Origin of the sequence: Phyllobacterium sp. A18/5-2 (assembly GCF_025452215.1) — a bacterium.
Classification (GTDB): Bacteria; Pseudomonadota; Alphaproteobacteria; order Rhizobiales; family Rhizobiaceae; genus Phyllobacterium; species Phyllobacterium sophorae.
The window spans coordinates 1,847,872-1,872,658 of the sequence record NZ_CP104966.1; the positions used below are offsets into that span (position 1 = coordinate 1,847,872).

The following is a 24,787-nucleotide window of genomic DNA, read 5'->3' on the forward strand; positions in this document are numbered from 1 at the left end:
AATCGATGCAGCTAAAGGGGGTAGCGACGCGATGGGCGAGACCGCAGGTGAATTTCCGGAAGCCAGGAATGCCCACTATAATGAGCATTACTTTTCTTTTATCAATGACTCCTCAATATACTCCTCGGTGATAGACCGATTCAAATTTGAAAATGAAGTCAGGCCGACCGACAAGCTGATCGACTTTGGCTGTGGCGGTGGTTACATGCTCTCAGCCTTGCAGGCGGCGGAGAAAATTGGCGTTGAGGTCAATGAGGTCGCAGCCGACGCTGCACGTAAAAGCGGGCTCACGATCGTCCCCGCTCTTGAAGAAGTCGAGGATGATTGGGCCGACGTCATCATTTCCCATCACGCGCTCGAGCATGTGGACGATCCACTTGCAGTGATCCGGCTCATGCGGGCCAAGGTAAAGCCCGGTGGCAAGATCGTCATCGTTACTCCCGATGAGTCCTTCAAAATGCGCTACCGCGAAAATGATCCCAATTTCCATCTCTTTACCTGGTCGCCGAGTAACCTCGGCAATTTACTTAAGAGAGCCGGATTTGTCGGTATTCGCTCTGATGCCGTTCACCATCGTTGGCCACCCTACTGGTGGATCATCGGTGGTGTTCTGGGTCCGAAGCTCATGCACTACGCGTGCGTTCTTCATGGGCGTGTGCGTACAGGGATCAGCCAAGTCAAGGCGGTCGGCTACAGGCCTAACGCGATGTAACAAAGGAACCATCGATCCAGGATCGGGCGGGTTGGGGAGAGTGGTGCTGATGTTCGTCGACAACGTCAATGACATTTTTGACAAAATACACCACATCTGTGTTGTCGGATCGGGGCCGGTTGGCCTCGTTACCGCGCTTGAACTTGCAAGTCTTGGCCAAGCCGTGACATTGCTTGAATCGGGCCTGCTGGGACCCGATGCCAATATTCAAGCTCTTTCCGAGGCTTTCCTCGTGGATCCTCAACGCAACAGGGACATGGCCCTGGCAGTTCAAAGAAGTTTTGGCGGCACGTCGAACCTCTGGGGCGCCGGTTGTGTCCCCCTTGATCCGGTCGATTTCGCTCGCCGGCCGATCACCGCGGACGCGGCATGGCCACTCTCCTACGAGGAATTCGCGGCACATCTCAAGACTGCCTGCCAATATGCCAATTGCGGGACGAGCTTCGAAGAGCCGGTTACAGGGATTGGCACGGCCGATGACAGGTTTACCGCCCATACACTAATCCGCTATGCCCAGCCGCCAAGTTTCGGCAAGGCCTATCGAAGCGCAATCGCCAAATCACCGTTAATTACCGCTTGTCTCGGTGCGAGCGTCACGGGCCTGTGTTTTGCGGAGGGTGGGGGACTTGCGGGTGTCGAGGTGCGCTCTGCGGGTGGTGGAAGTGGTGTGTTGCGAGCTCGTATTTTCGTGCTTGCGTGCGGCGGTGTGGAAACCACGCGCCTCCTCCTCGCCGCGCAGGCCGAATCGCCTGCCCGTTTTGGGGGAGAAGGCGGACCGCTTGGACGATACTATATGGGACATCTTTCAGGTGATATCGCCGACATTCGTCTCAACCACGCCGGTCTCGACAAGGGTTTCGACTTTTTTTCGCGCGCCTGACGGCGCCTATGGCCGCAGGCGCCTGACAGCGAGCGGTGCGTTTCAGACAAAAGAGAATCTCACAAATATCTCGTTCTGGCCCAAACTTCCGGCCATGTCCGACCCCAGCCATCGCGATCCCATACTGTCACTTGCATATCTCGCACTTTCCTTCCCGCCGCTGGGGCGCGCGCTGATGAGTGAATCGTTGAGGCGCATCAATGTGGGGGAAGGGACGGATAGACTTGCTCATATGCTCAATGTATTGCGCGGCATCCCAGCTATCACGCGGTTCCTCCCGGCGTTTGTTCATCGAAGGATGTTGTCCAAGCGGCGTTTGCCCGGACTGCATATGTGCAACGGTGCACGTCGGTATCCCTTGCATTACCACGCGGAGCACCTGCCCAACGCCAATTCGCGCGTCTACCTCTCCAAGGATCGCGATGCGCTGGGTCTGCGAAAAGTAGCTCTTGACCTGCGTTTCAGCAGCGCGGATGCGCAGGCGGTCGTCAGGACGCATCAGCACCTCGGCGACTGGCTAAAAGGTACTGGTCTGGGCGAATTGATCTGGCACGATACTCCCGCCCAGACCGAGGCAAAGGTTTTGGAATTCGCCGGTGACGGAGTGCACCAAATCGGAACGGCGCGAATGGCGGCAAGTGCGAGGGAAGGCGTGGTTGACAGAAACTGCCGTGCATTCGGTTGCGATAACCTTTTTCTTGCCGGCAGCGCAGTCTTTCCTACCTCGGGTCAGGCAAATCCAACATTGAGTGCAATTGCACTCGCGGTCCGTCTCGCCCGGCAAATTGCGGTTGAGGCAGCCACGCACACAGCCTAGACGTTCAAATAAAGATCCCTTCGGCGGCACGGCCTAGCCGAGCTATCTCCGAACTACGGTTGCTCGCAAGAATCGGCATGGTTTCAGGGTAACTTTGGGAAAACCACCGCAGAACGTTCCCGTAATCAAGACGATCACGCGCTTCGCCATGTCTGGAAAGATATCTGATCAAGCCAAAAGATGAAGTAGGAACGCCTGCCGGTATCGCTTGCACAAGTGATGCTGATTGGTCCGAAAGCTCGAACTGGACAATATCTCCGAGAAATCCCTGTTGGCTATTGCTCAAGAGCTGCTCCGTGCGAGCGGAGACGCCATAGAATCTAACTTTGCCGTCCTGTTTTAACCGGTCGAGCGTTTCGATCACCAGAGGCAGTTTATCGAAGTCTGCCCTATCTCGAGGTTCATGAAAAAACAGGAAATCGATGTAGTCTGTTCGCAACCTCCTAAGCGAATTTTCAACACCGGTAACTGCGGCAGCGGGTGAAAAATCCCGCTGCGCGTATTCACAGCCGTAGGTTCGTGAAAATGATTTCCGCAACGCCTTCGTGATAAAATAAAGCGACGTGTTGCGCGCGCCGAGGTCTGACGTGTTGATACCGAATTTGGTCGCAAGCGTTACCGAGTGTCGCTTCCCTTCCAGAATGCGACCCGCTTCTGCTTCGCATAGGCCATCGCCATAGGCGGCCGCGAGGTCAAAGTGAGCGAAACCCGCATCAAGCGCCCCAAGGACAATCTCCGTCCGTGTCGAGCGGGAAATGACGTGGTGCAGCTTGCCTAATCCAAAACCAATCCGGCGCCTGCAAAGGTTCGCTTGGTCCATTGCCATTTTTACCTGAGTTGGCAGGGACTTCCGATCTTGTCACCATTGATGATCCACGCAAAGCTATCCGATCGGATGAGCCAGAGTCGACTTCGGGCGGCATGTCCCACGCGATCTGGCTATCGAAAAATGTGGAGCAGAAAGTTTGGCTGGGGAACCTGGATTCTGAACCAGGACTAACGGAGTCAGAGTCCGTGGGTCTACCGTTAACCTATTCCCCAACAGCCGCCCGCGAGGGACGGCGGTAATGGCCGGTGCGGGTCGTCATATAGTTGAATTCTTCCAGGAAGCAAACCCCTGATCGCATGTTTTTGGCAATTGTTTCGTATTTCGCCGGGGGAGTGGAGTGCGTACCCGCGGCCCAAATCTGGACGCCTGCTCGAACAGTCCAAGAACGCCTTCGTAAACGAGTGGTCTTCCTCGTGACGCTTCCAAGCTTGCGTTCATTCGGTGGCTTTGGCCAGCGGGGTCACTTTTGAGCTATTTATGACTAAAAAAAACTGTATTCCGGTAGGATAGCCCACGCGCTAAATGATTCCTCAGTAAGGATTTTGACCCAATTGCCTCAAGACCAATCACGCGCAGTGGTATCAGTCCTCCTTGCTACCTATAATGGTGCAGCATTCCTCAGCGAACAGCTGGCTTCGATCGAGAGCCAAACCTACCCTGCCATTGATATCTGGGTGTCGGACGATGGTTCAACCGACGCAACGCTCGAACTGCTTGATTCCTGGCGGCAGAAATGGGCGAAGGGCAGGTTCACGGTCCTTCCAGGTCCACAGAAGGGCTATGCCGAGAATTTCCGTTCCCTGATCGTCAACCCTGACATTATTTCAGCCTATTATGCTTTCTCGGACCAGGACGATCTCTGGGAGCCGGAAAAAATAGCAACATCCGTGGGGTGGATAGAGCATAATTCACCGGCAGGACCGGCCCTGTTCTGCTCGCGCACGCTTGCAGTGACCGACGAAGGAAGTGTAATCGGTCCATCGCCTCTCTTCACACGTACGCCCAGCTTTAAGAATGCGCTTGCCCAGAGTCTCGCGGGCGGCAACACCATGCTTTATAATCGCGCAGCGCACGAAATTCTGGCGGAGGCTTCACGTCGATCGGACTTTGTCAGCCATGATTGGTGGATATATCTGATCGTTTCGGGGGCAGGCGGGACAGTACACTACTCGCCAGAAATGCTCGTTCATTATCGCCAGCACGTGAACAACCAGATCGGCTCCAATCTTGGAATGCTGGCACGCATAAGAAGACTGCGACTGCTTTTTAAAGGCCGTTTCGTGGAATGGACCGACCTCAACATGAAAGGACTGTCCAGGAATCGAGACCTTTTAACGCGCGAGGCCCGTGAAGCCTGCGACCTGTTTAACGGAGTTAGAAAGGCCAGTCTTTTCCGTCGTCTCTATTATTTGTTCCGGTCAGGGGTTTACCGGCAAACAATCTTCGGTCAGCTGGGATTGTATATGGCCGCTCTTCTGCGCAAGATTTAAAGCGCGGCAGAGGGAATTTCTCGCACTGCATGGCTGCGATTGCCAGTTGGAGTATCAAAATCGCCGAAGACTGCATATAATGCGGTTACGATCCTCACGCGCGCGTGCCGCGGTATTTCCAGAATGTTGAGCCATGAGTAGTCTGAAATTTGGAACGAGCGGCCTGCGTGGGCTGGTTGTCGAGCTCTCCGATACAGTTTGCGGAGCGTATACCCGGGCTTTTCTGACGCATATGCACAGGCAGCACGCAATGCCCGGCGATGGAACAATCCTTGTCGGTTATGACCTTCGATCGAGTAGTCCGCAGATGGCCGCGGCCTGCATTGCAGCGGCGCAGGGTTTCGGTATGACGGTCGAAAATTGCGGACCCTTACCGACGCCTGCACTCGCGTTTCGGGCACTTGCCCTGAAGGTTCCGGCGATCATGGTGACCGGAAGTCATATTCCCGCCGATCGCAACGGTCTCAAGTTTTACCGGCCCGACGGCGAAATCGACAAAGCTGATGAAGCAGGCATTCTGTCGGTTCTCGAATTTGATGCGGCAACGCCGCTTTCCGGCAATGAGTCGCCGATCTCGCACAGTGCTTTGCAAGATTATGCCCAACGCTGCCGCTCGGTTCTCGGGCCCAACACCTTGGCCGGCAAGCGGATCGGTGTCTATCAGCACAGCTCCGTTGCACGTGATCTGCTCGTCGACATTCTGCAGACAGCCGGAGCTGATGTTGTCGCGCTCGGGCGCTCGGATATTTTCGTGCCGGTCGATACCGAAGCATTGCGTCCGGAAGACATAGCGTTTGCGGAGTCAGAAACCCGCGAACACGGCCTCGACGCGCTTGTCTCCACGGATGGGGATGCGGACCGGCCTCTTGTCGCGGACGACAGGGGTACTTTTCTGCGTGGAGACAGTGTTGGGCTGTTGACGGCTCAATTCCTTGGCGCGGACGCAGTGGTCACACCAGTCACCTCCAACACGGCAATCGAGCTGTCGGGATTGTTCAAGCGGGTTTATCGAACCCGCGTCGGTTCGCCCTATGTCATTGAAGGGATGGAACGGGCCGCGAAAGACGGTTATCAGCGCATCGTTGGTTTCGAAGCCAATGGCGGTGTCCTGCTTGGCTCCGGCGTCATCCTCGACGGCCACCGGCTGGACGCTCTCCCGACACGGGACGCGATGCTGCCGATTTTGAGCATTCTTGGCATGGCGGCGATGAAGAGTTTCAACGTGGCTGAGCTCCTCAATGGATTGCCTTCACGCTTCACGCGCAGCGGCCGCATAGAACATGTGCCGTCGAGCGCGAGCGGCCCGTTTCTGCAAGGTCTTCTCGACGCAGTCCGGCGACAAGTCTATTTTGCCGAGATCGGGATCATCGGGCAAAGTGATGCTATCGACGGCATACGGGTTGTTCTTTCGAGCGGAGAAGTGATCCATTACAGGGCATCCGGCAATGCGCCAGAACTGCGCTGCTACGCCGAGGCGTCGTCAGCTTCCCGCGCCGACGAGCTCCTTGAATGGGCACTGGAACGCGCATCGAATGCACTAAACTAGGGAACAGCCTTATTGTGGAGGTGGCGCCGGACGAGATGAAACTGCGAACTCGCATGTGATAGTTATGTCTGTCGATCTCCAGTCTGCTTTGCACCATCTCCGGACTGCCGAACGGCGATGCAAGATCGCAAGGCCCAAACATAGCTCCGTAGAAATCTTGCAACTTTGCGAGGTTAGGAACATGGTTGTGGCCCAAGTCGCACGGCATTTCCTGCGATCCATGTGCATTCCGCAGTTCTAACGTAGCTCTTCAAATCACAAAGGACCTCCGTCATGCCGGATAACCTTAAGGAAGGCCTCGATCGCCGCGATTTCATAATCGCATCCATAGCTACGGTCGGCGCGTCGGCGGCCCTCGCTGTCAACGCTGATCCGGCGAATGCCCAGGACACAGCGGCACCCTCTGCCCATCCGGCATCAGGAACGGTCTACACCGGCGATGTTATCCAGGGGAAAAAGGTCGTCAGCGCGCTTGATGTCAACGATCTGGAGCCGGGCCAGAAGCACTTCCTGTATTTTCAGGGTGTGCAGATGCCCACGGGGAAGCACTGGTATGTGTCTGTGATTGTCGCCAAGGGGGCAAGGCCGGGCAAGCGCGTCATTCTGGTCAGTGGCGTGCATGGCGACGAGATGAGTTCAGTGCATACGGTGCAGACCGTGATGAATCAGCTCGATCCGGCGGAGATGTCCGGCACTGTGATGGCGGTCACGGACGTGTCCGGCCCGGCCATCGAGGCCATGCAGCGCAGATGGCCCAATTCGGGCAGGGGCCCCGATCTCGTCGACATGAACCGGGTGTGGCCCGGAAACGAGAACGGTGCCACCCCAACCAGCCGGCACGCCGGGCTGCTGTTCAACCGGCTCCTCCGGCCCAACGCCGACATCGCGATAGACTTCCACACCGGGACAACCGGTTTCGAGGTCTCCGCATTCAATATTGCCAGCATGGATGTGCCCGAGATCAAGGCGATCGTGGATCTTTATCCCGTCAGGCAGATTTTCGACAATCACACCTATCCCAGCGTCCTGCATAATGCGTTCATCGATGCGGGCATCCCGTCCTTTTGCCCGGAGGTCGGTGCTGCGCGCGTCCTCGACCTCGAAATGATCGCCCAGTTCGTGGAAGGCACAATGAACGTTCTCAAGCATCATGGCATCCTTGCCGGCCCCATGGGACGCACTGGCAAGGACGCGGGTGTCTTTGTCGGCAACAGCGCATTTCCGATTCTGGCAACGGAGGGCGGGTTCGTCGAGCATCTGGTCAAGCTCAACGACAAGGTCGAAGCCGGACAGAAGGTAGCCCTCCAGCGCAACAGCTTCGGCGAAGTGGTTGCGGAGTACACCAGTGGCGTGGCCGGAGAGGTGGCGGGCCTGCGCAGCGACGTAATGTCCGAGCCCGGCAACCCCTTGGCATTTATCCTTTTCAACAAGGCGGCGCCGGAGGGCGTTGAGTCTTATCCCGAGTAGTCCGCCCTATCGGCGAACTTCCAGAAAGCCTTCTTTCGATCGGCAAAGGAGCCTAACGCCTGCGACCGGGTTTTGCGGGCGCGCTGAAAGACCGGTCTCACCGCAGCTACCATGGGCGCTAGACCCGAACGTTCTCTTGGGCAAAACAGCAGACGCCGGTCCCCGGCATTGTTCGTCAACGCGAAGATTTTGGCGCACCCGACAGGATTCTGAACCTGTGACCTCTGCCTTCGGAGGGCAGGAAAAATGCTTTCCCGCTGTTTCCTGACGTTGCAGAATGCCCGAAATATCTTAGTTTTTACAATGTCTTGTTGCATTACGTTTCGGGGCGTTTCCGCGCGAGATACTAAACGGTGGCGACTCGGTGGCGATTCGTGTAGACCAATTCGCATCGGAACAGGACGCAGCCATGCCGACCATAAAAATCAATCGCCGCTCAATCGCCTCGCTAGTGGCGGGTGAAAAACCAGTCACTTATTATGATGACGACCTGACTGGTTTCGGTCTTAAGATCCAACCCACCGGCGTTCGTTCTTGGATAGTCGAATATCGACCAGGCGCAGGGGGGCGTGCGGTTCCGAAGAAGCGCATGGTCATAGGCTCCCCCCTCAACACTTAATCCCGAATTGGCGCGCGAAGCTGCCAAAAAGCTGCTAGCCCGCGCCGAACTCGGAGAAGACCCTGCGGACTTGCGGAGCGCGGAGCGCGCAGAAATCACGATGAGCGAACTGTGCGATCGGTATCTACTCGAAGGGTGTTTGATGAAGAAGGCGAGTACCATCGCCACCGATCGCGGGCGGATCGAGCGCCATATTAAACCGCTCTTAGGCTCGAAGCGTGTTGGCGAAATTACGTCGCAGGACATTTCGAAATTTTTACGCGACGTCGCCAATGGAAAGACCGCCACAGACATCAAAACTAAGAAGCGCGGCCGCTCTATCGTCAAGGGCGGAAAAGGTACAGCCACACGAACTGTCCGTTTGCTAGGCGGAATTTTTACGTGGGCAATGTCTGAAAATATTCGAAAGGACAATCCTGTCGCGACGGTTACAAAGTTCCCTGACAATTCGGGCGAGAGGTATTTAACGTCGACCGAGATGGCGAAACTTGGCGAAGCAATTCGCGAAGCGGAAACCATCGGCATCGCGTGGAAAGAGTCAACGTCGAAACATACGCCAAAGAAAAACCGGAGAACTGTTGTCGACAAATGGGCAGCAGGAGCAATCAGGCTCCTCATTTTCACAGGCTGCCGACTGAGCGAAATTCTGCACCTTGCGTGGCGCGATGTGGACCTTGAGCGCGGCCTCCTCTTCCTCCCGGATTCGAAGACTGGACGCAAAACCGTGGTGTTGTCACGAGTTGCGCAAGATGTGCTGACCAGTATCGAGCGGGTAGGTATTTACGTCATCGCATCGGAGTCGGCTGGTCAGGAAGATGAGAAACCGCGATCCGACTTGAAGCGGCCATGGGCTATGATCAGGCGACGTGCTGCCCTCGACGGGCTCAGGCTGCATGACCTCCGCCACTCATTTGCGAGCGTTGGCGCAGGAGGCGGTATGGGGCTTCCGATAATCGGAAAGCTGTTGGGCCACTCCCAGGCGGCGACGACCGCTCGCTATGCACATCTCGACGCGGATCCGGTACGGCGGGCGGCGGACGCGATTTCCGATAAAATTGAAAAGGCTATGGAGGAGGGCAAGTGAGCCCGTTCACCCCCTCAGCAAATCGCCGATCGCAGCAATCGTTTTGTGCGTAAAGGTGTGTCGATGGCGCAAATCACTGTGAAATGACGTGTCGAGTGGGGGGTCGAAACTTAGACTATTTTCATCCAATCGCTTGGCTCGGCCATAGTTTCTCTTTTTCCGACACCCCTTTGTATCCTCCATCGGGATTTTCGTAGTCCATCTGGATAATCTCGATCGACGACCAGACGAAGGGCTCGTGCAAGGTGATTTCAAAGTGAACGGGCAGTGTGATTTCATTCACAACATCGACATATTGTCCACCAGCCGCCTTGTTATAGGCTTCCTGCATTGCTCCACTTGATGCAGACCGCACGAGGGCCTCGATGGCATCGGCAAATGTGTGGTCTTCGCCTAGCGCAGTGAGTTCTGGTATCTTGAAGAAGGGTAATTGCCACGCCCCTTCTTTTGCCATCATCCGACCGTGGTTCAATACCGGGCGAGCGCTGTCTTTCACCCTGGAAGTGCCACTAACCCCTATCAACAGGTTGGTTGCGTCCCTTGGCGTCATGGATCCTATTCCACGCCCACCTTTTTCTTTGTTCATGAGGCCCGCGTCTCGTAACTCGCGCGCTTGTTGCCGAATGCTTGCTGAATCGCCTGAAAATAGACGCGCAAGCATTTCGGCGAGCTCTCCCGGTTTTGCCATCTGTTTTCGCGCTGTTTGGCGCGCCCTCGGTGATTCTCATTGAGGTTAGGTACACGTGAATTCCCCTTGTGTAAATTTGTTTCGGTATTTTTAGTATCGATACCTTTACAATCGATATAAAAAGTACTAATTAAGAAATGACCGCAACAGAACCGCGGACCAAAAAAGGAGAGAGCATGACCAATGAACTTAGCTTTGAGCTAAAGAAGACCGCTGATTGGCGGCGCCGTACCGCGAAGAAATACCCAGGCGACTGGCGCAATGCCGCCGCAGTGGAGTTGCTTGAGAAACTGGCCCAGGAGGGCGGTGAGGATCAACCGTTAAGCGATCGCTACGATGAGCTGTCGGAAGATCAGTCCATTGCCACAGAGCACTTCAACGAAGTGCAGTCACGTGAATTGGCCGCGGTGGGTTTTCAGCACAAGCCATCCAATGTTGACGCTGTGATCCAAGCAATTGTTTCCGAATTCGAACCAACATCGCAAGGAAGCTGAATGCCAAACATTCGCGTCAAAGAGGCTGCCGATTACGTGGGTCTCTCAAAATCATCATTAGACAAACTTCGCTGCTTCGGCGGCGGACCTCAATACTTCAAGGTGGGGCGTGCCGTCATTTATAGCACCGACGTGCTCGACCAATGGCTCGCCTCGAAGTCGCGTAAAGAGACGTGGGGCGACAACGACAATGCCCGCATCGACGCTCGGGCAGCGGCATGAACCGCGCAGTACGACGCGCCGCCTTGGGCGGTTCTCGGAAGATGACAAACTCCCGCGGGACTGTCCGTAAGAGCTATCTAAAAAACCAAAACCTAACTGATGAAGAGAGGAACAACCACGTGACAGCCACAAGAAGAATCACGCCTGAGAACAAGTTGCTTCAAGCCGTGTTTGGCACCGACCACAAGGGCAGCAACCGTACCATGACGCCCACTCAAGCGCGCGCAGCGTGTCGCGACCAAAAAATCATTGCCGGCGACGTTGCCGCGTCTAAAATGTGGGCCGAACTTTGCCTGGCAGGTGCAAACCCTTACTTTGCTGAATACGGCATACGCAACCCCGCATCCGAAATCACAGACGGCGTGCATCGGGCCTGGATTGAGGCAACCGAAACATTAACCGACGCCAGCGGTAAAGATGTTGAACTCTTCTATATCGAAATTATCGGCGGCAAGTTCATCACGCGGAAGTTGCATGATGTCGTGCGCATCAAGTTCGGCAGTGAACACGACCATGCCAAACGTAGGGCATATCATGTAGCAGTCGGCACCAACCTTAGCAGCGTCAATTGGAACGATACTGAGGAACTGCTGTTTCGTGAGTTCCTCATAGATGTAATCGACGGCGTTATCGTCGGTGTGGCTCCGGATTCCAAATTCACGGCGTTTCCCGCTGGTGCGACTAGTTCGGTGGCTGCATAGCCATGAGAATCCTGGACATACGACCTGCGTCGGGGGGCGCGGGCGATAAGACCGTTGCGCTCATAGATGTTGAGCTTAGCGAGCATTGTCGGCTTTACAATATCGCATTACGGGAGCTTCCGGGTGGAGGTTATCGGATCCTGGCACCGAAGGCTCTCGGAAAACACAGCGCTTCGTTTCACCCAGAGTTAGCAATCGCAATATCAAGCGCCGCAGGCGCCATCTTGAAAGGCAATCCAGCCCATGTCAGCCGGTAATCTCACATACTACGCGCATCAACTCGGCGGCAATGTTGCAGGCAGCAACCGCGTTCTCTGCCCCGGGCCTGGCCACGGAAGAACAGACCGCAGTTTATCAGTCACATTCAACAATGACGGCTCGTTCGTCACATACAGCTTTGCCGGCGATGATTTTAAGGACTGCCGTGATCATGTGAAAGCACTGCTTGGTCTTTCCGACGATCGCCCAGTTCCAATTCGTGAAACTCCAGAAATTGACGTTTCCATGCTGGTCGACGAGAAGAAGAGGATTTCTTACGGTCTATCACTTTGGGCTCAGGCCAAGCCAATATCGGGCACTATTGCCGAAACATATCTGGCAGGGCGCGGCCTCACGTATGAAGGAGAAGCGCTGCGGTTTCATCCATCGATAAAATACACGAACACCAACGCCTTTCATCCGACAATGTTAGCTCTGGTGACAGATAGTATCAGTGGAGAGCCAGCCGGCATTCACAGGACGTTCCTGACATCGGAAGGAAAGAAGATTGACCGTAAAATGCTCGGAAGAGCTAAGGGCGGCGTGATCCGATTGTGGGGTGATGAGGATGTAACAGACGGTCTGGCCATCGCTGAAGGTATCGAGACGGCTCTAGCAACTGGCCATACACCGATCTGGGCGACCATGACTTCTGGAATTATGAAGGAGTTCCCCGTCCTGTCCGGTATAGAGTGCCTGACCATCTTTGCCGACAATGACATCAAGGGGGCAGGCGTCAAGGCGGCGAATGCGTGCGGTCGAAGGTGGCACGATGCGGGCAGGGCTGTTACCATCAACATGCCTGCCGACATGGGCAAGGACTTCGCCGATATCCTGGAAGAGGCAGCATAATGGCGCCCCTCCCAAAAGGCTTTTACGTAAAGAGCAACTCGCCAGTCGAAACCACCCAACCGCAACCGCAAGAAAGGCCAAAGGTCCTAAGCGTTGATTTCGCAACAACTGGAGGCATGCCCGAACCAGCCAACGACAACGGCCGAGGCACGCTCGTATTCATCGGCGACGACCGTCCATACACACCAAAACCGGAGCTCGTCCGCAATACCATTCCGCGCACGGGCGTAGGTTTCTTCGGTGGTCAATCCGGCGCATACAAAACCTTTTTTGGCATTCATGCGTCGACATGCCTTATGACGGGGGAGCCCTTGGCAGACCGCAGAATCGAACGAACCGGTGGAGTGGTTTACCTTGCTGCAGAAGGCGAGGGCACCATTGACGGCCGATTGAAGGCCAGGCGCTCACGGCTAGACGATCCGGCGGAGGTGTTGCCGTTCTATCTTCTGACGGGAATGGGCGCCATTTCAGACAAGGCTGCTTACGCTGCTCTTGAGACTCGCCTGACTGAAGCATCTGTCCATCTGCGCAAGCGGTTCGATGTTCCACTGGTTGCCGTAATCATAGACACGGTGGCCGCCGCGGGCATGATCCCGGAGGATAAGGAGAACGACCCTGGCGCATGGCAGAAGATATTCGACGCCCTGCAGCCAATCTCAACGAAATTGGATTGCGTCATTATACTCGTTCACCATGCCGGCAAGAACGCCAGCGCGGGTCTTCGCGGCTCATCCAATGCGCGTGCCGGTGCTGATTTCGCACTCATGCTGGCGTGCGAGCGGGACGAGATTACCGGCCTAACCAAGGATCACTTCCTGAATCTAGCCAAGAGCCGAGACGCACCAGAGGGACCTATCGCCGCGATCAAGGCTTCACCTATTGCCATCGGTGCCCGTGACGATGGATCCGAAATCACCACGCTTGTCCTCGAAGTTTGACACGCATGGCAAGGATCCGCCGAAGCGCACCAAAACGAGCAAGGCCGATATCCCGTTTAGGGATTCTGTTCATTGCTGCACTCACGGACAAGTGTCAGGTGGTCCACGTCCACGGCGAGGCAACGGCACCGCAAGTCAGGGCCATCACCAAGCAGGACCTAATGCTCGAGTTCAACCGGAGATACATCTCCGATCATGACGACCCGATGAAGCGAGTGGAAGCGGTTCGCAAAGCAATGGGACGCAGCCTCGAGCGTGCCGTTGGTTCTGGTGAGTATGCCGCTGGAAATTGGGGTGGGTTTGATTGGATTTGGAAGCTGAAGCCAGACTGAAATCAGCCGGACAGATACGGACAGGACCGGACATTTAAGGATATGTCCGGAAAGACAAAACACAGCCGCAGGGCAAAATATATACCCCCCACCCTAAAGTGGGGGATATTTTCCGAAGTGATGTAGCCCAAAGCTTTGGAAAGACAGCGGACGGACACATAGACATTTTCCTTATAGGTGTCCTGTCCAAATGTCCGGGGCAAAACCCTTGTAGAATGGGGCTAAAATAGGTCAGCAATACTGACCGGACTTTTAGCTTTGTCCGGACAAATCACGAAAATGGAAGGAACAATCACCATGCACTTTACAGAAAAGACACCACGCCTCGATCATGAGGATCCAATTATCTACGCCGCCCGCGTTATGTGCGACGAGATCAGCAAGGGCAAATTAACTGCAAAATCCATCCGCAATGTCATGACGTGGGCCAGTAAAAAGTCCGATCGAGAGATGAAAGACCTTTCACTCAGGGTTCTAGAGAAGCGGATCAACGAGATTAAGGCGCCACTGTTGGCAAGGATCGCAGAATTGGAATTGTTGTATTCGGCAAGCGTACCCCGCTCTGTTGCCGAAGAGGAGCGCCAGCGTGCTGCCGAGGCCATGCGCAATAGGATTGCTGTCAAGGAGATGGAGTTCGGATGCGTACCGAACGACTGGAGCGAAGCGATATTCGACACACCCCTACCGAGCCCGAAGTTCACCCGAACCAAACCAGCCGATTGGGACAAAAAGGAATTGGCGAAACATAATTAACCGTCAACCTTGCTCAGGCTATCGCTGTAGCTAGATTTTCCAGATGTCGCACCCGCGTCCATGCGTGACGCCTGTCGTGTAACACGATGTTGATATAGCCTTCATACCACGAACTCCAAGCGCTAAACGCCTCCCACATCGTCTGGCGATATGTCTTGGCGAGGTCGTGGGAAACATCGTGCTCGCCGTGCTCATAGTCAGGTCCGATTGTATGTGCGCGGAAGGCATATGCCAGGTTCTTGGTCGCCGCGTGGAGTGCATCAAGTGCCTGATGGCCCTTAGTAAGCTGGTCGTATCGCTCATAGTGACCCCTATCAATCCATGCGAGAATAAGTTCTCGAGTACTCGTGATGTCGCTACCAAGCTCATACATTGCAGTAGGCCACCATTGATAGCTGTCATGGGGATCGTCGTCGTCGTAGCTTTCCATAAGATGCGAAGCGCGGGATAGCCTTTGCGTCGCAATGGATAATTTAGAGGAGAACACCTCCACCTCGACAGCAATTTCTTTCACTAAAGGAATAGCCGAGGCAGCGGACTGTCTCCGCATTTCAGCAATCTGCCGGTAAAAAGGTCGACTAGCGACAACAGCCGCCCCGAGCGCTGCTAATCCACCGAGGAGGGTCTGGTATCGATATATCCATTCGAATTTCAGCAAGTCTCGAAAGTCGGACAATACGATGGAACGGCACCGCCTAGGTGGACACCAGTCGGCATAGATTGAGATGCCCCTTAATAGCAAGAACAACGCAATGGCCCCGAGTACCCAGACCATCCACCATAGTTTTGATCGATGTGAGACAGATTCAATATTCAACATTCGGCTTCGACCTAGAATCATTCAGTTTGCCCAAGCCGGTTAGTAGACGCGAGACAAGTAAATCACAACGACTGCCGTCCAATCCGGTATCTCAAAAATCCAAAGGCAACTATCCTGCGTATTTCCGTATGGAATACAAGATAGCTCTTGACATTTTTTATAGCATATGCTATAAATCTAACATTCCACAACCACGATGGTTTACCATCCAGCACCGCGCACCTTGCGCCCGTTCTAGAAACTCCAATTCCGGAGTATCCATGCCGACTGCAGACAACGATAACGTCGACGCCATTTCACACGACGACAAATACACAGCATTCCTCAAAGACCTCGCAGCCCGCCATCCACCACAAGCTAAGAATTTTCGCACACCGATGCCAACGGGACCATGTGGCTTTGCATGGAGCGGCACAGATGCGCCCTCTATGCGCCAGAAGCTTCCACCCTTCAAAAATGCCGAAGGCATCTATGACCAGGCGCCTCGAGAACTGATCAAGGCTGAATCAATCAGCATTGAGAAGCCATGGTTTCAGAACAAGAAGCCACGCTTGGCATCGCATACGCCATCCACATCTACACCAGAAGAACGCGCAGCCGGCCGAGAGCGCTACGCTGCTGTACACGGTGAGAAGGGTAATGAAACCAAAGCCATTGCCAAGCTAGTGCGCGCTATAGCAAAGAGGCAGGCGATCGGCGATCCTAACTGCGAACCTCATCGCGGCAATGATTGCCCGCTTCTCACCAACCTGAAGCGTGAAGGCCATGAGGAATTCGCCGCTCTTGTACTGGCTTATCGCAAGTTAGCTGCTACGGCCGCAATGCAGCCTGTGCAGGGTATGTCGCATGGATACGACGCCAGCATAAATGTCCAGATGCGTAGCGAGCGCCTGAAGCCTGAGCAGGATGTAGAAGATGCAGCAGCAATAGCCGCGAAAAACGACGGCAAATGGCCTGAACTTCCTCGCGGAGAAATCCGTTACAAAAACGAGGTTGTGCGGGTCAAAGGCAACCAGACGGACATTGCCGCTCGCAGGAAGAAGCCTGTCGATGCGAGTGGTGAATCCGATAGTGGTCACTATCAAGGCTACGACAATCTGCACGAGAACTTCAGTGCGTCCGCGATAGAGGCTCAAATCGATGCCAAGAGGACGTTAGGGCGTTTGCGCGCCACTTTAGGTCCGTTGCTCACGCCATTCGAGGATGCAGCCCTCGCAGGCTATACGATGACACAGATTGGCAGGAAGGAAGGTTTCTCCATCAAGCCTGACCTTGTCGGCAAAGCACTGTGTCATAGGGCCTTAGCAACCCTTCGATGGGCTTGGCATGACCTCGCTACACTTGAGCGCCTGCACGTTGCAGACAACGACAACAATATGCAGGAGCTTGCCAGCGCAGCCTGACAGTACCGTACCCTCAGCCGCCAGCGGCTACAAATGAGGAAGCAGTAAAAACACAGGGTCGCTTTCGAGCGGCCCTTTTGCATTCCGCCCATTCGCACGCTCAGTATATGTGGCGGCGACCCTTGCCTACGGCAGGGGTAACAATTCCGTTGGCGCGCACCTCCCGCTGCCATCAGGAATCGCAGGACGCTCCGCAGTGGTTGTCGTTGAGCGTCCTGCATTCTTTGACTGCGGTGAGTCTATTCTATGCAGTCCTTGGCAGCCTCGCCTTCCGCGGCGGCTGTCTTATCACCTTTTTGCTGAGCCATCACGTCCTGCCCCGAGGTAGCCAGATTTTTGTCTACAGTGCCTCCCTGTTCGGCGAGGGGTGTTGTTTTACCGGATTTCTTAGCGGCCTCTGCGCTGGTGGTTGTTGTGCCAGTGCTTGCTGCTCCCGTTTGGGTCTCGCTGTTGGCAGCATTTTCCATCGGAGCATGTGTGCCGTCCTTTGCTATACCCTGTTTGGTTTCACTTTTTACGGAACCCGTTGTATCAGGGCATGCAGCAATTGCCGTGCCGGATGCAAAAGCTGTAGCTGCTATAGCGGTTATAATCAAAGCAATGGATTTCATTTGGAATTCTCCTCCTTCGTTATGAGGAGGAAACTAACTTACGGGCCTTTTGTTCCTAATTTGTTTCATTCCCAACTGTGGGACGAGGTGTTCATAGATCCGGGTTGTTGACGCAGGCCAAATCGCAACGCTTGCACCCCTAACAACGCAGATAGCTAATCGTACCTCTCCCGCTCTACGAGCGTCCTGCATCATTTGGACAACATGTACCCCACCGCAGCACCGAGCGCCGTGCCGACAATGATCCCAATCGAGATGCTGTCAAACAACATGTTGCCAAGCATCGCGCCAATACCAATACCCAGACCCATTCCTAACGCCATACCCAAGCCTTGCGTAGCCTTGTAACAATGGGGCAGAATCGCTCAATCCAAGATAAGGATAGGTAGTCGGTTCGACTCCATCCCTCAGTCATCCCAAACCGAGCTCTTTACAATAAGCAACAAACTCATCTGGGATCATTGGACCGTATCCGTCGACATCTACCTGGAGGACTGAATGCTCGCTCATAGCGGCAAGCGCGTCCCTGGCATTATCGAACGTCTTGACTGTGCTGGTAAGAAACTCATCTGCGATGAATATCCGTACTTCTGCGTTAGGGTTGAACATCGTGCTTCTCCTAGATGAATTAGAACCAGAGTAGCATCAAACCATAAATAGCCGCGCTTTATGGCGCCTCTCGCTGCCAGCGGTTAGGCCGGCCGCTCCTGTCTAAGGATGGTTGAGCGGCCCGCGTCTATATTTGGATGTGCGTAACTTTTCTACTAGGTGGAGATTTGTTACGGTTCTTGTATTGATCGTTTATGGAGATTATCGACTTCGTCAAGGACAATTGGGCTTCCCTTGCTGCAGCGCCTTGGGCGTTTGTTACCTTGGTCTGCTTCGCATTAGCCGTTGGATTTCTCGTAGCCAGGTTTCTCGGCGCTGAGAAGACCGCCCTACTAGACGGGCGTATCGCTGCGCTCAAAGAAACAATTGACGATTACAAGCAGAAATTATCAGGAGCTTCGCCGGACGAAGCAAAGCAGAAGATTTCTAACTTAGAGGCTAGGCTTGCAGCGCTTGAGCCACGAGAATTGACCGAAGGTCAAAGAAACACGCTCGTTCAACATTTGAATGCCCATCACGGTGTGGTGTCGCTCATGCTCGACATGGCCGCTCAAAAATCGCAGAAGTTCGCTCGCGAGATTGAAAAGGCACTGACCCGGTCAGGGTGGCAGGTTCGGTTTGGGCAGGCGTTGGGGGTATCTAACAGACCGTCTTCCGGTATACGTGTGACGTCATTCTCTGGCGGCGAAGATATAACGTCGGAAGCGCGCGCAATCATGGGGGCTTTCTCCGCGGCTCAAATTAAGTTTGAGTTTTCGAAAGCCCCCGCAAAGCACAGACCAGAAATGCCAGCAGGCTTTCCTCAAATGCCTGAAGAGCCCGCCACCGAGATCCTAATCACGGATGTTCTCGACTAGGTCAAAGCAACCAATCCCTACGCCGCCGTAGTTCAGCGGGAAGAACATCGCGCAAGCGAGATCGGCGTTCGAGGCGTCGCGGCAGCTCCCAAATGCGCAAGGCGACCCTTAGCCAGGCAGGCCGATTATTTCAGGTTTGATTTGAGATACTTCATGAATGCAGAAAGAGTGGCTGCTTTGTCCGCCTCCATCATGCTTTGAACCACTTTGTCGAAATCCTTGTGGTGCACGGAAACCGACATTTCAATATTACCTCGCGAATGTGTGAACTCCGCTCCGAACTCAATTCCATAGTCGATTACAACTTTTGGTTCCATCTCATGGCTAACAACTGTGTGTCGCAACCAAACATTAGACGTTCTGTCGCCCATGCCTCTGTCAAATCGCGAATGCTCTAGTTTCACGCTGATACCCCCCGCCCCGAGAGCAACAAGATATCGACAACAGGCAAGGAAGCAAGATGCCGAAGCCGGACCACCGCAGCGCCGAAGCCGCTTACTACCGCAAACTCTATAAAACAGCGCGTTGGAGACGCATCCGAGAGCACCAGCTAACACAGCAACCATTGTGCCAGTGGTGCATCGAACGCGAAGTCGTGGAAGCAGCGACCGAATGCCATCACGCAACCCCGCATCGGGGCAGTGTAGACCTCTTCTGGTCCGGCCCTTTCATCTCAACATGCAAGCCGTGCCACGCCTCACGAGGCCAGCGCGAGGACCTTGGCCAGACTGTTGTGACATTCCGCGCCGATGGATGGCCTGCATAACGGGGAGGGGTGCATCGGGTTTCGACGACCTGCTCCTGCCGCGGACCGCCGTTCCCCGAACCTACACGCTGCCACAGATGAAAATATGACCCTACTAGGAGAATAGACGATGGCTGCCCCACGAAAGCCGCGCGCTTTGGCGGCTATCACGGCCACCGATAAACGAAATCCCAAACGCTTCAAATCGCGCACAGAACCAAAGCCGAATGGTCCGCTTGGCGCCCCACCCAAGTGGCTGGCCGACACGGATACCAGCAAGGCTCGTTCTGCGTGGCTGCTGTTCCAAAAAGAAATTCCGTGGCTCACCGAGTCACATCGAATGTTGGTCGGCATGGCTGCCAACATCCAGGGCCGCATCATGGCCAACCAGGACGTAGGCGTTCAGGCGATGAACTTGCTGAGGCAATGCCTTGGTCAGATGGGCGCGACTCCTGCCGACGCCTCAAAGATCACGGTGCCCGATGAAGACGAAGAAAAAGACGATATCTTCGACGACTGAGACGCCGGCACTTGATCGCGTGAGTGCATACGCTCAGTCGGTAATTGATGGCGTTGAAGTCGCAGGGCCGCATGTTCGGAACGCTTGCAAGCGTCATTTTGACGATCTGCGCACAGGTGCAGAGCGCGGACTAGAGTGGAATGATGCCGCAGCCCAACGCGCGATGCGCTTCTTTGAGGAGAAGCTAAAGCTTAGCGAAGGCCAGTTTGAGGGTCGTCCTTTCCTGTTGCATCCATCGCAAGCATTCAAGATCGGCTCGATATTCGGGTGGATGAACGAGACCGGCAAGCGTCGTTTTCGTCGCGTTTACGTCGAGGAAGGTAAAGGCAACGGCAAAAGCCCGTTCGCTGGTGGAATTGGACTCTACGGATTGACCGCCGACAAAGAGCCTGGTGCACAGTGCTTTGCGGCAGCCGCTACCAAGGATCAGGCTCAAATCCTATTCCGCGACGCCGTCAAAATGCGTGGCCAGTCTCCTGACCTCCTAGGCCGCACATCGACCAGCGGCGGGCCTGGCAAGGAATACAACATTGCGCATCTGCGTAGCCAGTCGTTCTTCCGACCCCTGTCGAAAGAGGCTGGTAAGACTGGTTCCGGTTTGCGTCCTCATTTCGCACTCTGCGACGAGGTGCACGAACACCCAGACCGCGGCACGATGGAAATGCTCGAGCGGGGCTTTAAATTTCGCCAGCAACCATTGCTTCTGATGATCACCAACTCAGGCAGCGATCGCAACTCGGTCTGCTGGGAAGAGCACCAGCATGCTGTGAACGTGGCGGCTGGCACACCGACGCCGGACGATGATTTCACATACGTTGGTGAGGCGATTGACGACAGCACGTTCGCTTACGTCTGCGCACTCGATGAGGGTGATGATCCATTAGAGGATCCAACTTGCTGGAAAAAGGCTAATCCGCTGCTGGGTACGATCCTGACGGACGCGTATTTGGCCGGCGTGGTTTCGCAAGCCAAGCAAATGCCTGGCAAGCTTAACGGTATTCTACGCCTCCACTTCTGCTGCTGGACTGATGCCGACAAGGCTTGGATGGCCAGAGCGACGGTTGAATCGGTAATGGCCGACTTCGACCCCGAGGAGGAACACGCTGGGGCCGACGTATTCTTGGGTGCCGACTTATCGGGATCAAAAGATATGACCGCGCTCGCTGGTGTAGTGCCTACAGGCTTTAAGGCGATGGAGCGGGAGGATGGCACTGTTGCTAACCTGCCGACGTTTGATGCTTGGGTTGAAGCTTGGACACCAGGCGACACACTGAAAGTCAGAGAAGCTGCCGACAAAGCACCGTACAGCCAATGGGTTGAAGACGGCTGGCTTAATGCGCCACCTGGCCCCAGAATCCGGTTGGATTTTGTGGCGGCACGTGTCCAGCAACTCGATCAAATATTTAATATCCAAGGCATCGCATACGATCGGTATGCGTACGACAAGTTCCGTCAGGAGCTCGACGCGCTTGGTGTTGAGGTTGAGCACGTTCCACACCCACAGGGCGGAAAGATCAGAGCCAAGCCAAATGAGGCGAAGGTGGATGCAGCAAAGGCTGCCGGACTTCCTGCGCCACAGGGATTGTGGATGCCTGGTTCGGTTACGGAGCTTGAGGACGCCATCATTGATGGTCGGATTCGGCTTCGGATGAGCCCGGTCTTGATGACCGCCCTTATGGGCGCAACCTTCGATAGTGATCCACAAGGCAACAGGTGGTTCGTCAAGCAGAAGGCTTCGGTTCGTATCGACGTTGCCTTAGCTCTCTGTATGGCAATTGGCGCTGCTGTCGACGGCTCTGCGGTTTTGCCGCCTGAAGTTTCCCCATGGGAAGACCCCGAATTTAAGATAGGCGTGATTTGATGTTTGGACTTACTACGAAACGCGCTGCCGAAAGGCAGGCCGCGGAAGTTCGGGCGTCGCTCGAGAATCCCACCGTTTCTCTGTCCGATGTTAAGGCGTGGAAAACGCTTTTCGGAGAATGGAACTCCGTGGCAGGCGTTACGGTCACATCGGAAACCGCACTTGAGGTTCCCGCAGTATGGTGTGCGGTAAACTTCATTGCCGGCACACTAGCTGCTCTGCCACTGCAGGTATTTACCAAGAGCGAAGGCGGAAGAGATACGGCGGATAAAGACCCACTTTACGCAATCCTGCACGATGCTCCGAATCCTGAATGGACTTCGTTTGCCTGGCGCAAGTACTGCATGGTCAATACGCTCATTAAGGGCAGGTCTTATACGTTTATCGAGCGTAACAAGGCGGGCAGGGTGATGAACCTTTGGCCGCTTGATCCGTGCAAAACGACGGTAGAGCGCAACGATGGCAAGAAGCGGTACATCTACCAGGATGGCTCCCGCCAGGTGGTGTATGGTGCAGAGGAAATCATCGACATTCCCTTCATGATTGGCTTTGATGGTGTCTCTCACATAGACCCAATCTCGAAGCTGAAGGGCGCTGTCGGGCTATCTATCGCTCTGGAGCAATATGCTCAGAAGTTCTTTGCGAATGGCGGCGTGCCTCCTCTGGCGCTTTATGGCCCCATGCCATCGCCTGGAGCCGCATCGAGGGCTGCTTCAGACGTTCAGGACGCGGTTAAAGCCGCCAATGCTGAGCGCCGAAACGTCATGATCATGCCTTCAGGCCATGAATTGAAGCCAGTGGGAGTCGATCCGCAAAAATCCCAAATGGAAGAGGCTCGCCGCTTCCAGATTGAAGAGATTGCCCGCGTATTCGACCTTCCTCCAGTGTTTTTGCAGGATCTGACACACGGCACGTTCTCCAACACTGAGCAGCAGGACCTTCACTTCGTGAAGCACACGCTGTCGCAATGGCTCAAGGCGTGGGAGCAGGAACTGAACCTTAAACTGTTCAACGCTCGCAACCGCACGAAATTCTGCGAGTTTAACCTCGATGCGCTCATGCGCGGCGACTTCAAAACCCGCATGGAAGGCTATGCCAAGGCAGTGCAGAACGCCATCAACACGCCCGACGAAATTCGCGGCATGGAGAATTGGCCAGCCAAGGGCGGTGAGGCTGAAAAGCTTCATATCCAGGGCGCAACTGTCCCGCTCGGCATGCAGAGCATGACCAAGCAGGCTGCACCAGCGAACGACAACACAAACACAGAGGCTAACGCCGCATGACTAAGATTGAGAAGCGTTCAGCCTCGGCGGGTGTCGAGGTTCGCGCAGCCGAAGGCGTTCGTACGCTTGTAGGCTACGCGGCCGTCTTCAACTCGCCCGCCGACATTGGCGGGTGGTTTACAGAAACTATCGCACCAGGCTCGTTTTCGAGCCAGCTTAATGCAGACGTACGCGCGCTGGTTGACCATGACACCGGCCGCGTTATTGGGCGTACTAAGTCAGGAACGCTAAGGCTGGCCGAAGATGCTCACGGTCTGAAAGTGGAGATTGACGTTCCGAACACATCGGACGGCAACGACCTTTGGGAACTGGTCACCCGCGGTGACATCAGCGGCATGAGCTTTGGCTTCCGCGTTACCAAGGAGTTGTGGGACGAGACTATCGACCCACCTGTCCGCACCATCCAGGCAGTTGAGCTGGCAGAAGTTTCTGCCGTTGCATGGCCTGCCTACGACGACACCGAAATCGGTAAGCGTTCATTACAGGAATGGCGCGATGCGCATCCCACGAAACCAGATCCGGCAGCGCCGGCAACTAGGGCTGCGCAGACAAAAGCGCGGCTTTCCATGGATCTTGACTTAAAGGTCCGCACCAAAAGTTAGGCGCTCCCTAACCGCACCAGCAACCCACCATCCTACAGCCCGCTTTATGCGGGCTTTTTTTATGAAAGGGACTTAATGTCCACTGTTACCGAATTGCGCGAAAAACAGGCCACGATTGTTGCCGAAGCACGCGCTGCACTCGCTGAGATCAAGTCCGATACTGCGGAAGCCCGCGTAGCTGAACTCGAAGGCCAGCACGACAGGGCCATGGCGGAATATGATCGCCTCGAGGCCCGTATCGCCCGTGAAGAAAAGCTTGCTGAACGTGAGGCTGTAATCAACGCGGCTGACGACCGCCGCCCGCTCGGCGAGAACCGCTCCGTGAAGTCTGGTGCGGACAAAGATGAACTGCACCGCCATGCGTTCGAAACATTCCTTCGAAATGGCGCATCCGCATTGTCGCGCGAGCAGCGCCAGATCATCCAGGAAGCTCGTGCTCAAGGTGTAAGTCCAGACGCCAAGGGCGGATATCTGGCGCCGACGCTCTTTGTCGCTCGCGTCATTGAAAGCTTGAAAGCTTACGGCCCGATGCTTGATGACGGCGTCTTCGATGTTATCAATACCGGCAACGGCAATGATCTGGAAATGCCGACCGAAGATGATACGGCCAACGAAGGCGCACTGCTCGGCGAGAATGTTCAGGACACTGAACAGGATCTCGAGTGGGGTCAGAAGACTCTGGGCGCATACAAATACACCACGAAGATCATCCGCGTTTCTGAGGAACTCTTGCAGGATCTCGGCGATCGATGTTGAGGGCCGCATTGCAGGCGCGTTTGCAAAGCGTATCGGTC

The 24,787-nt window shown here is 55.1% G+C and carries 25 protein-coding genes and 1 tRNA gene; 20 read left to right on the top strand and 6 right to left on the bottom strand.

Going from position 1 to position 24,787, the window contains the following annotated elements:
• Positions 1-31 precede the first annotated feature (31 nt).
• The 3 genes from N8E89_RS09120 to N8E89_RS09130 are packed head-to-tail and all read left to right on the top strand — an operon-like array spanning position 32 to position 2,409.
• Positions 32-712, top strand: coding sequence for a class I SAM-dependent methyltransferase (locus N8E89_RS09120; RefSeq protein WP_262259674.1), 681 nt, complete (start codon positions 32-34; stop codon positions 710-712).
• 49 nt (positions 713-761) lie between these two features.
• On the top strand, positions 762-1,592 hold the full coding sequence (locus N8E89_RS09125; protein ID WP_262259675.1) for a GMC family oxidoreductase: 831 nt from the start codon (positions 762-764) through the stop codon (positions 1,590-1,592).
• Complete coding sequence (locus N8E89_RS09130) at positions 1,492-2,409, top strand: GMC family oxidoreductase (RefSeq protein ID WP_262259676.1); 918 nt, start codon at positions 1,492-1,494, stop codon at positions 2,407-2,409. Before N8E89_RS09125 ends, N8E89_RS09130 begins: the two co-directional genes overlap by 101 nt.
• Before the next feature lie 4 nt (positions 2,410-2,413).
• Here the strand turns inward: N8E89_RS09130 and N8E89_RS09135 are convergent, their stop codons facing one another.
• Together N8E89_RS09135 and N8E89_RS09140 are read right to left on the bottom strand one after the other, a co-directional pair.
• The gene (locus tag N8E89_RS09135; protein WP_162707228.1) at positions 2,414-3,229 is read right to left on the bottom strand and encodes an aldo/keto reductase; all 816 of its coding nucleotides are present in this window, start codon (positions 3,227-3,229) and stop codon (positions 2,414-2,416) included.
• 146 nt (positions 3,230-3,375) lie between these two features.
• A tRNA-Gln gene (locus N8E89_RS09140) sits at positions 3,376-3,450 on the bottom strand.
• 339 nt (positions 3,451-3,789) lie between these two features.
• Between N8E89_RS09140 and N8E89_RS09145 the strand changes: the two genes are divergently transcribed.
• From N8E89_RS09145 to N8E89_RS09160, 4 genes are all read left to right on the top strand, one after another.
• Positions 3,790-4,728 carry a glycosyltransferase family 2 protein gene (locus N8E89_RS09145; RefSeq protein ID WP_262259679.1) on the top strand — a complete coding sequence of 313 codons (939 nt, stop codon included), beginning with the start codon at positions 3,790-3,792 and terminating at the stop codon, positions 4,726-4,728.
• 133 nt (positions 4,729-4,861) lie between these two features.
• Positions 4,862-6,274, top strand: a complete 1,413-nt coding sequence (locus tag N8E89_RS09150; RefSeq protein WP_262259680.1) for a phosphomannomutase — start codon at positions 4,862-4,864, stop codon at positions 6,272-6,274.
• Between the two features lie 273 nt (positions 6,275-6,547).
• Positions 6,548-7,741: a succinylglutamate desuccinylase/aspartoacylase family protein gene (locus N8E89_RS09155; RefSeq protein WP_262259681.1), complete on the top strand. Its 1,194-nt coding sequence runs from the start codon at positions 6,548-6,550 to the stop codon at positions 7,739-7,741.
• A gap of 761 nt (positions 7,742-8,502) precedes the next feature.
• The gene (locus tag N8E89_RS09160) at positions 8,503-9,444 is read left to right on the top strand and encodes a tyrosine-type recombinase/integrase (RefSeq protein WP_262259682.1); all 942 of its coding nucleotides are present in this window, start codon (positions 8,503-8,505) and stop codon (positions 9,442-9,444) included.
• Positions 9,445-9,565: 121 nt separating this feature from the next.
• On the opposite strand, the gene N8E89_RS09165 is transcribed toward N8E89_RS09160, so the two are convergent.
• On the bottom strand, positions 9,566-10,105 hold the full coding sequence (locus tag N8E89_RS09165; RefSeq protein ID WP_262259683.1) for a hypothetical protein: 540 nt from the start codon (positions 10,103-10,105) through the stop codon (positions 9,566-9,568).
• A gap of 203 nt (positions 10,106-10,308) precedes the next feature.
• On the opposite strand from N8E89_RS09165, the gene N8E89_RS09170 reads away from it, so the two are divergent.
• The 6 genes from N8E89_RS09170 to N8E89_RS09195 all read left to right on the top strand — a co-directional run bounded on the left by N8E89_RS09170 (position 10,309) and on the right by N8E89_RS09195 (position 14,682).
• Positions 10,309-10,626: a hypothetical protein gene (locus tag N8E89_RS09170; RefSeq protein ID WP_262259684.1), complete on the top strand. Its 318-nt coding sequence runs from the start codon at positions 10,309-10,311 to the stop codon at positions 10,624-10,626.
• Positions 10,627-10,848, top strand: a complete 222-nt coding sequence (locus tag N8E89_RS09175) for a helix-turn-helix transcriptional regulator (protein ID WP_262259685.1) — start codon at positions 10,627-10,629, stop codon at positions 10,846-10,848.
• The gene (locus N8E89_RS09180) at positions 10,845-11,549 is read left to right on the top strand and encodes a hypothetical protein (protein WP_262259686.1); all 705 of its coding nucleotides are present in this window, start codon (positions 10,845-10,847) and stop codon (positions 11,547-11,549) included. Before N8E89_RS09175 ends, N8E89_RS09180 begins: the two co-directional genes overlap by 4 nt.
• Before the next feature lie 243 nt (positions 11,550-11,792).
• Positions 11,793-12,659 (top strand): DUF7146 domain-containing protein, encoded by an 867-nt coding sequence (locus N8E89_RS09185; protein ID WP_262259687.1) that lies wholly within the window; start codon positions 11,793-11,795, stop codon positions 12,657-12,659.
• 116 nt (positions 12,660-12,775) lie between these two features.
• On the top strand, positions 12,776-13,597 hold the full coding sequence (locus tag N8E89_RS09190; RefSeq protein ID WP_262259688.1) for an AAA family ATPase: 822 nt from the start codon (positions 12,776-12,778) through the stop codon (positions 13,595-13,597).
• A gap of 611 nt (positions 13,598-14,208) precedes the next feature.
• Positions 14,209-14,682: a hypothetical protein gene (locus N8E89_RS09195; RefSeq protein WP_262259689.1), complete on the top strand. Its 474-nt coding sequence runs from the start codon at positions 14,209-14,211 to the stop codon at positions 14,680-14,682.
• Between the two features lie 13 nt (positions 14,683-14,695).
• Here N8E89_RS09195 and N8E89_RS09200 read toward each other — a convergent pair whose 3' ends face one another.
• Positions 14,696-15,340 (bottom strand): hypothetical protein, encoded by a 645-nt coding sequence (locus tag N8E89_RS09200; protein ID WP_262259690.1) that lies wholly within the window; start codon positions 15,338-15,340, stop codon positions 14,696-14,698.
• 128 nt (positions 15,341-15,468) lie between these two features.
• On the opposite strand from N8E89_RS09200, the gene N8E89_RS09205 reads away from it, so the two are divergent.
• Entirely contained in the window at positions 15,469-16,905 is a 1,437-nt protein-coding gene (locus N8E89_RS09205; protein ID WP_262259691.1) for a hypothetical protein, read from the top strand.
• A 239-nt stretch (positions 16,906-17,144) separates the two neighbouring features.
• On the opposite strand, the gene N8E89_RS09210 is transcribed toward N8E89_RS09205, so the two are convergent.
• Positions 17,145-17,516 (bottom strand): hypothetical protein, encoded by a 372-nt coding sequence (locus N8E89_RS09210; protein WP_262259692.1) that lies wholly within the window; start codon positions 17,514-17,516, stop codon positions 17,145-17,147.
• Between the two features lie 411 nt (positions 17,517-17,927).
• Positions 17,928-18,125 (bottom strand): hypothetical protein, encoded by a 198-nt coding sequence (locus tag N8E89_RS09215; protein WP_262259693.1) that lies wholly within the window; start codon positions 18,123-18,125, stop codon positions 17,928-17,930.
• A gap of 194 nt (positions 18,126-18,319) precedes the next feature.
• On the opposite strand from N8E89_RS09215, the gene N8E89_RS09220 reads away from it, so the two are divergent.
• The 6 genes from N8E89_RS09220 (at position 18,320) to N8E89_RS09250 (ending at position 24,749) form a co-directional block, all read left to right on the top strand.
• A complete protein-coding gene (locus N8E89_RS09220; protein WP_262259694.1) occupies positions 18,320-18,982 on the top strand; it encodes a hypothetical protein in 663 nt (220 codons plus the stop codon).
• A gap of 902 nt (positions 18,983-19,884) precedes the next feature.
• Positions 19,885-20,247: a hypothetical protein gene (locus N8E89_RS09230; RefSeq protein ID WP_262259696.1), complete on the top strand. Its 363-nt coding sequence runs from the start codon at positions 19,885-19,887 to the stop codon at positions 20,245-20,247.
• Complete coding sequence (locus tag N8E89_RS09235; protein WP_262259697.1) at positions 20,210-22,108, top strand: terminase large subunit; 1,899 nt, start codon at positions 20,210-20,212, stop codon at positions 22,106-22,108. Before N8E89_RS09230 ends, N8E89_RS09235 begins: the two co-directional genes overlap by 38 nt.
• Positions 22,108-23,391, top strand: coding sequence for a phage portal protein (locus N8E89_RS09240; RefSeq protein ID WP_262259698.1), 1,284 nt, complete (start codon positions 22,108-22,110; stop codon positions 23,389-23,391). The genes N8E89_RS09235 and N8E89_RS09240 overlap by 1 nt, the downstream gene beginning before the upstream one ends.
• Positions 23,388-23,993: an HK97 family phage prohead protease gene (locus N8E89_RS09245; protein WP_262259699.1), complete on the top strand. Its 606-nt coding sequence runs from the start codon at positions 23,388-23,390 to the stop codon at positions 23,991-23,993. Before N8E89_RS09240 ends, N8E89_RS09245 begins: the two co-directional genes overlap by 4 nt.
• Positions 23,994-24,068: 75 nt before the next feature.
• Positions 24,069-24,749, top strand: a complete 681-nt coding sequence (locus N8E89_RS09250) for a phage major capsid protein (RefSeq protein ID WP_262259700.1) — start codon at positions 24,069-24,071, stop codon at positions 24,747-24,749.
• Positions 24,750-24,787: the final 38 nt, after the last annotated feature.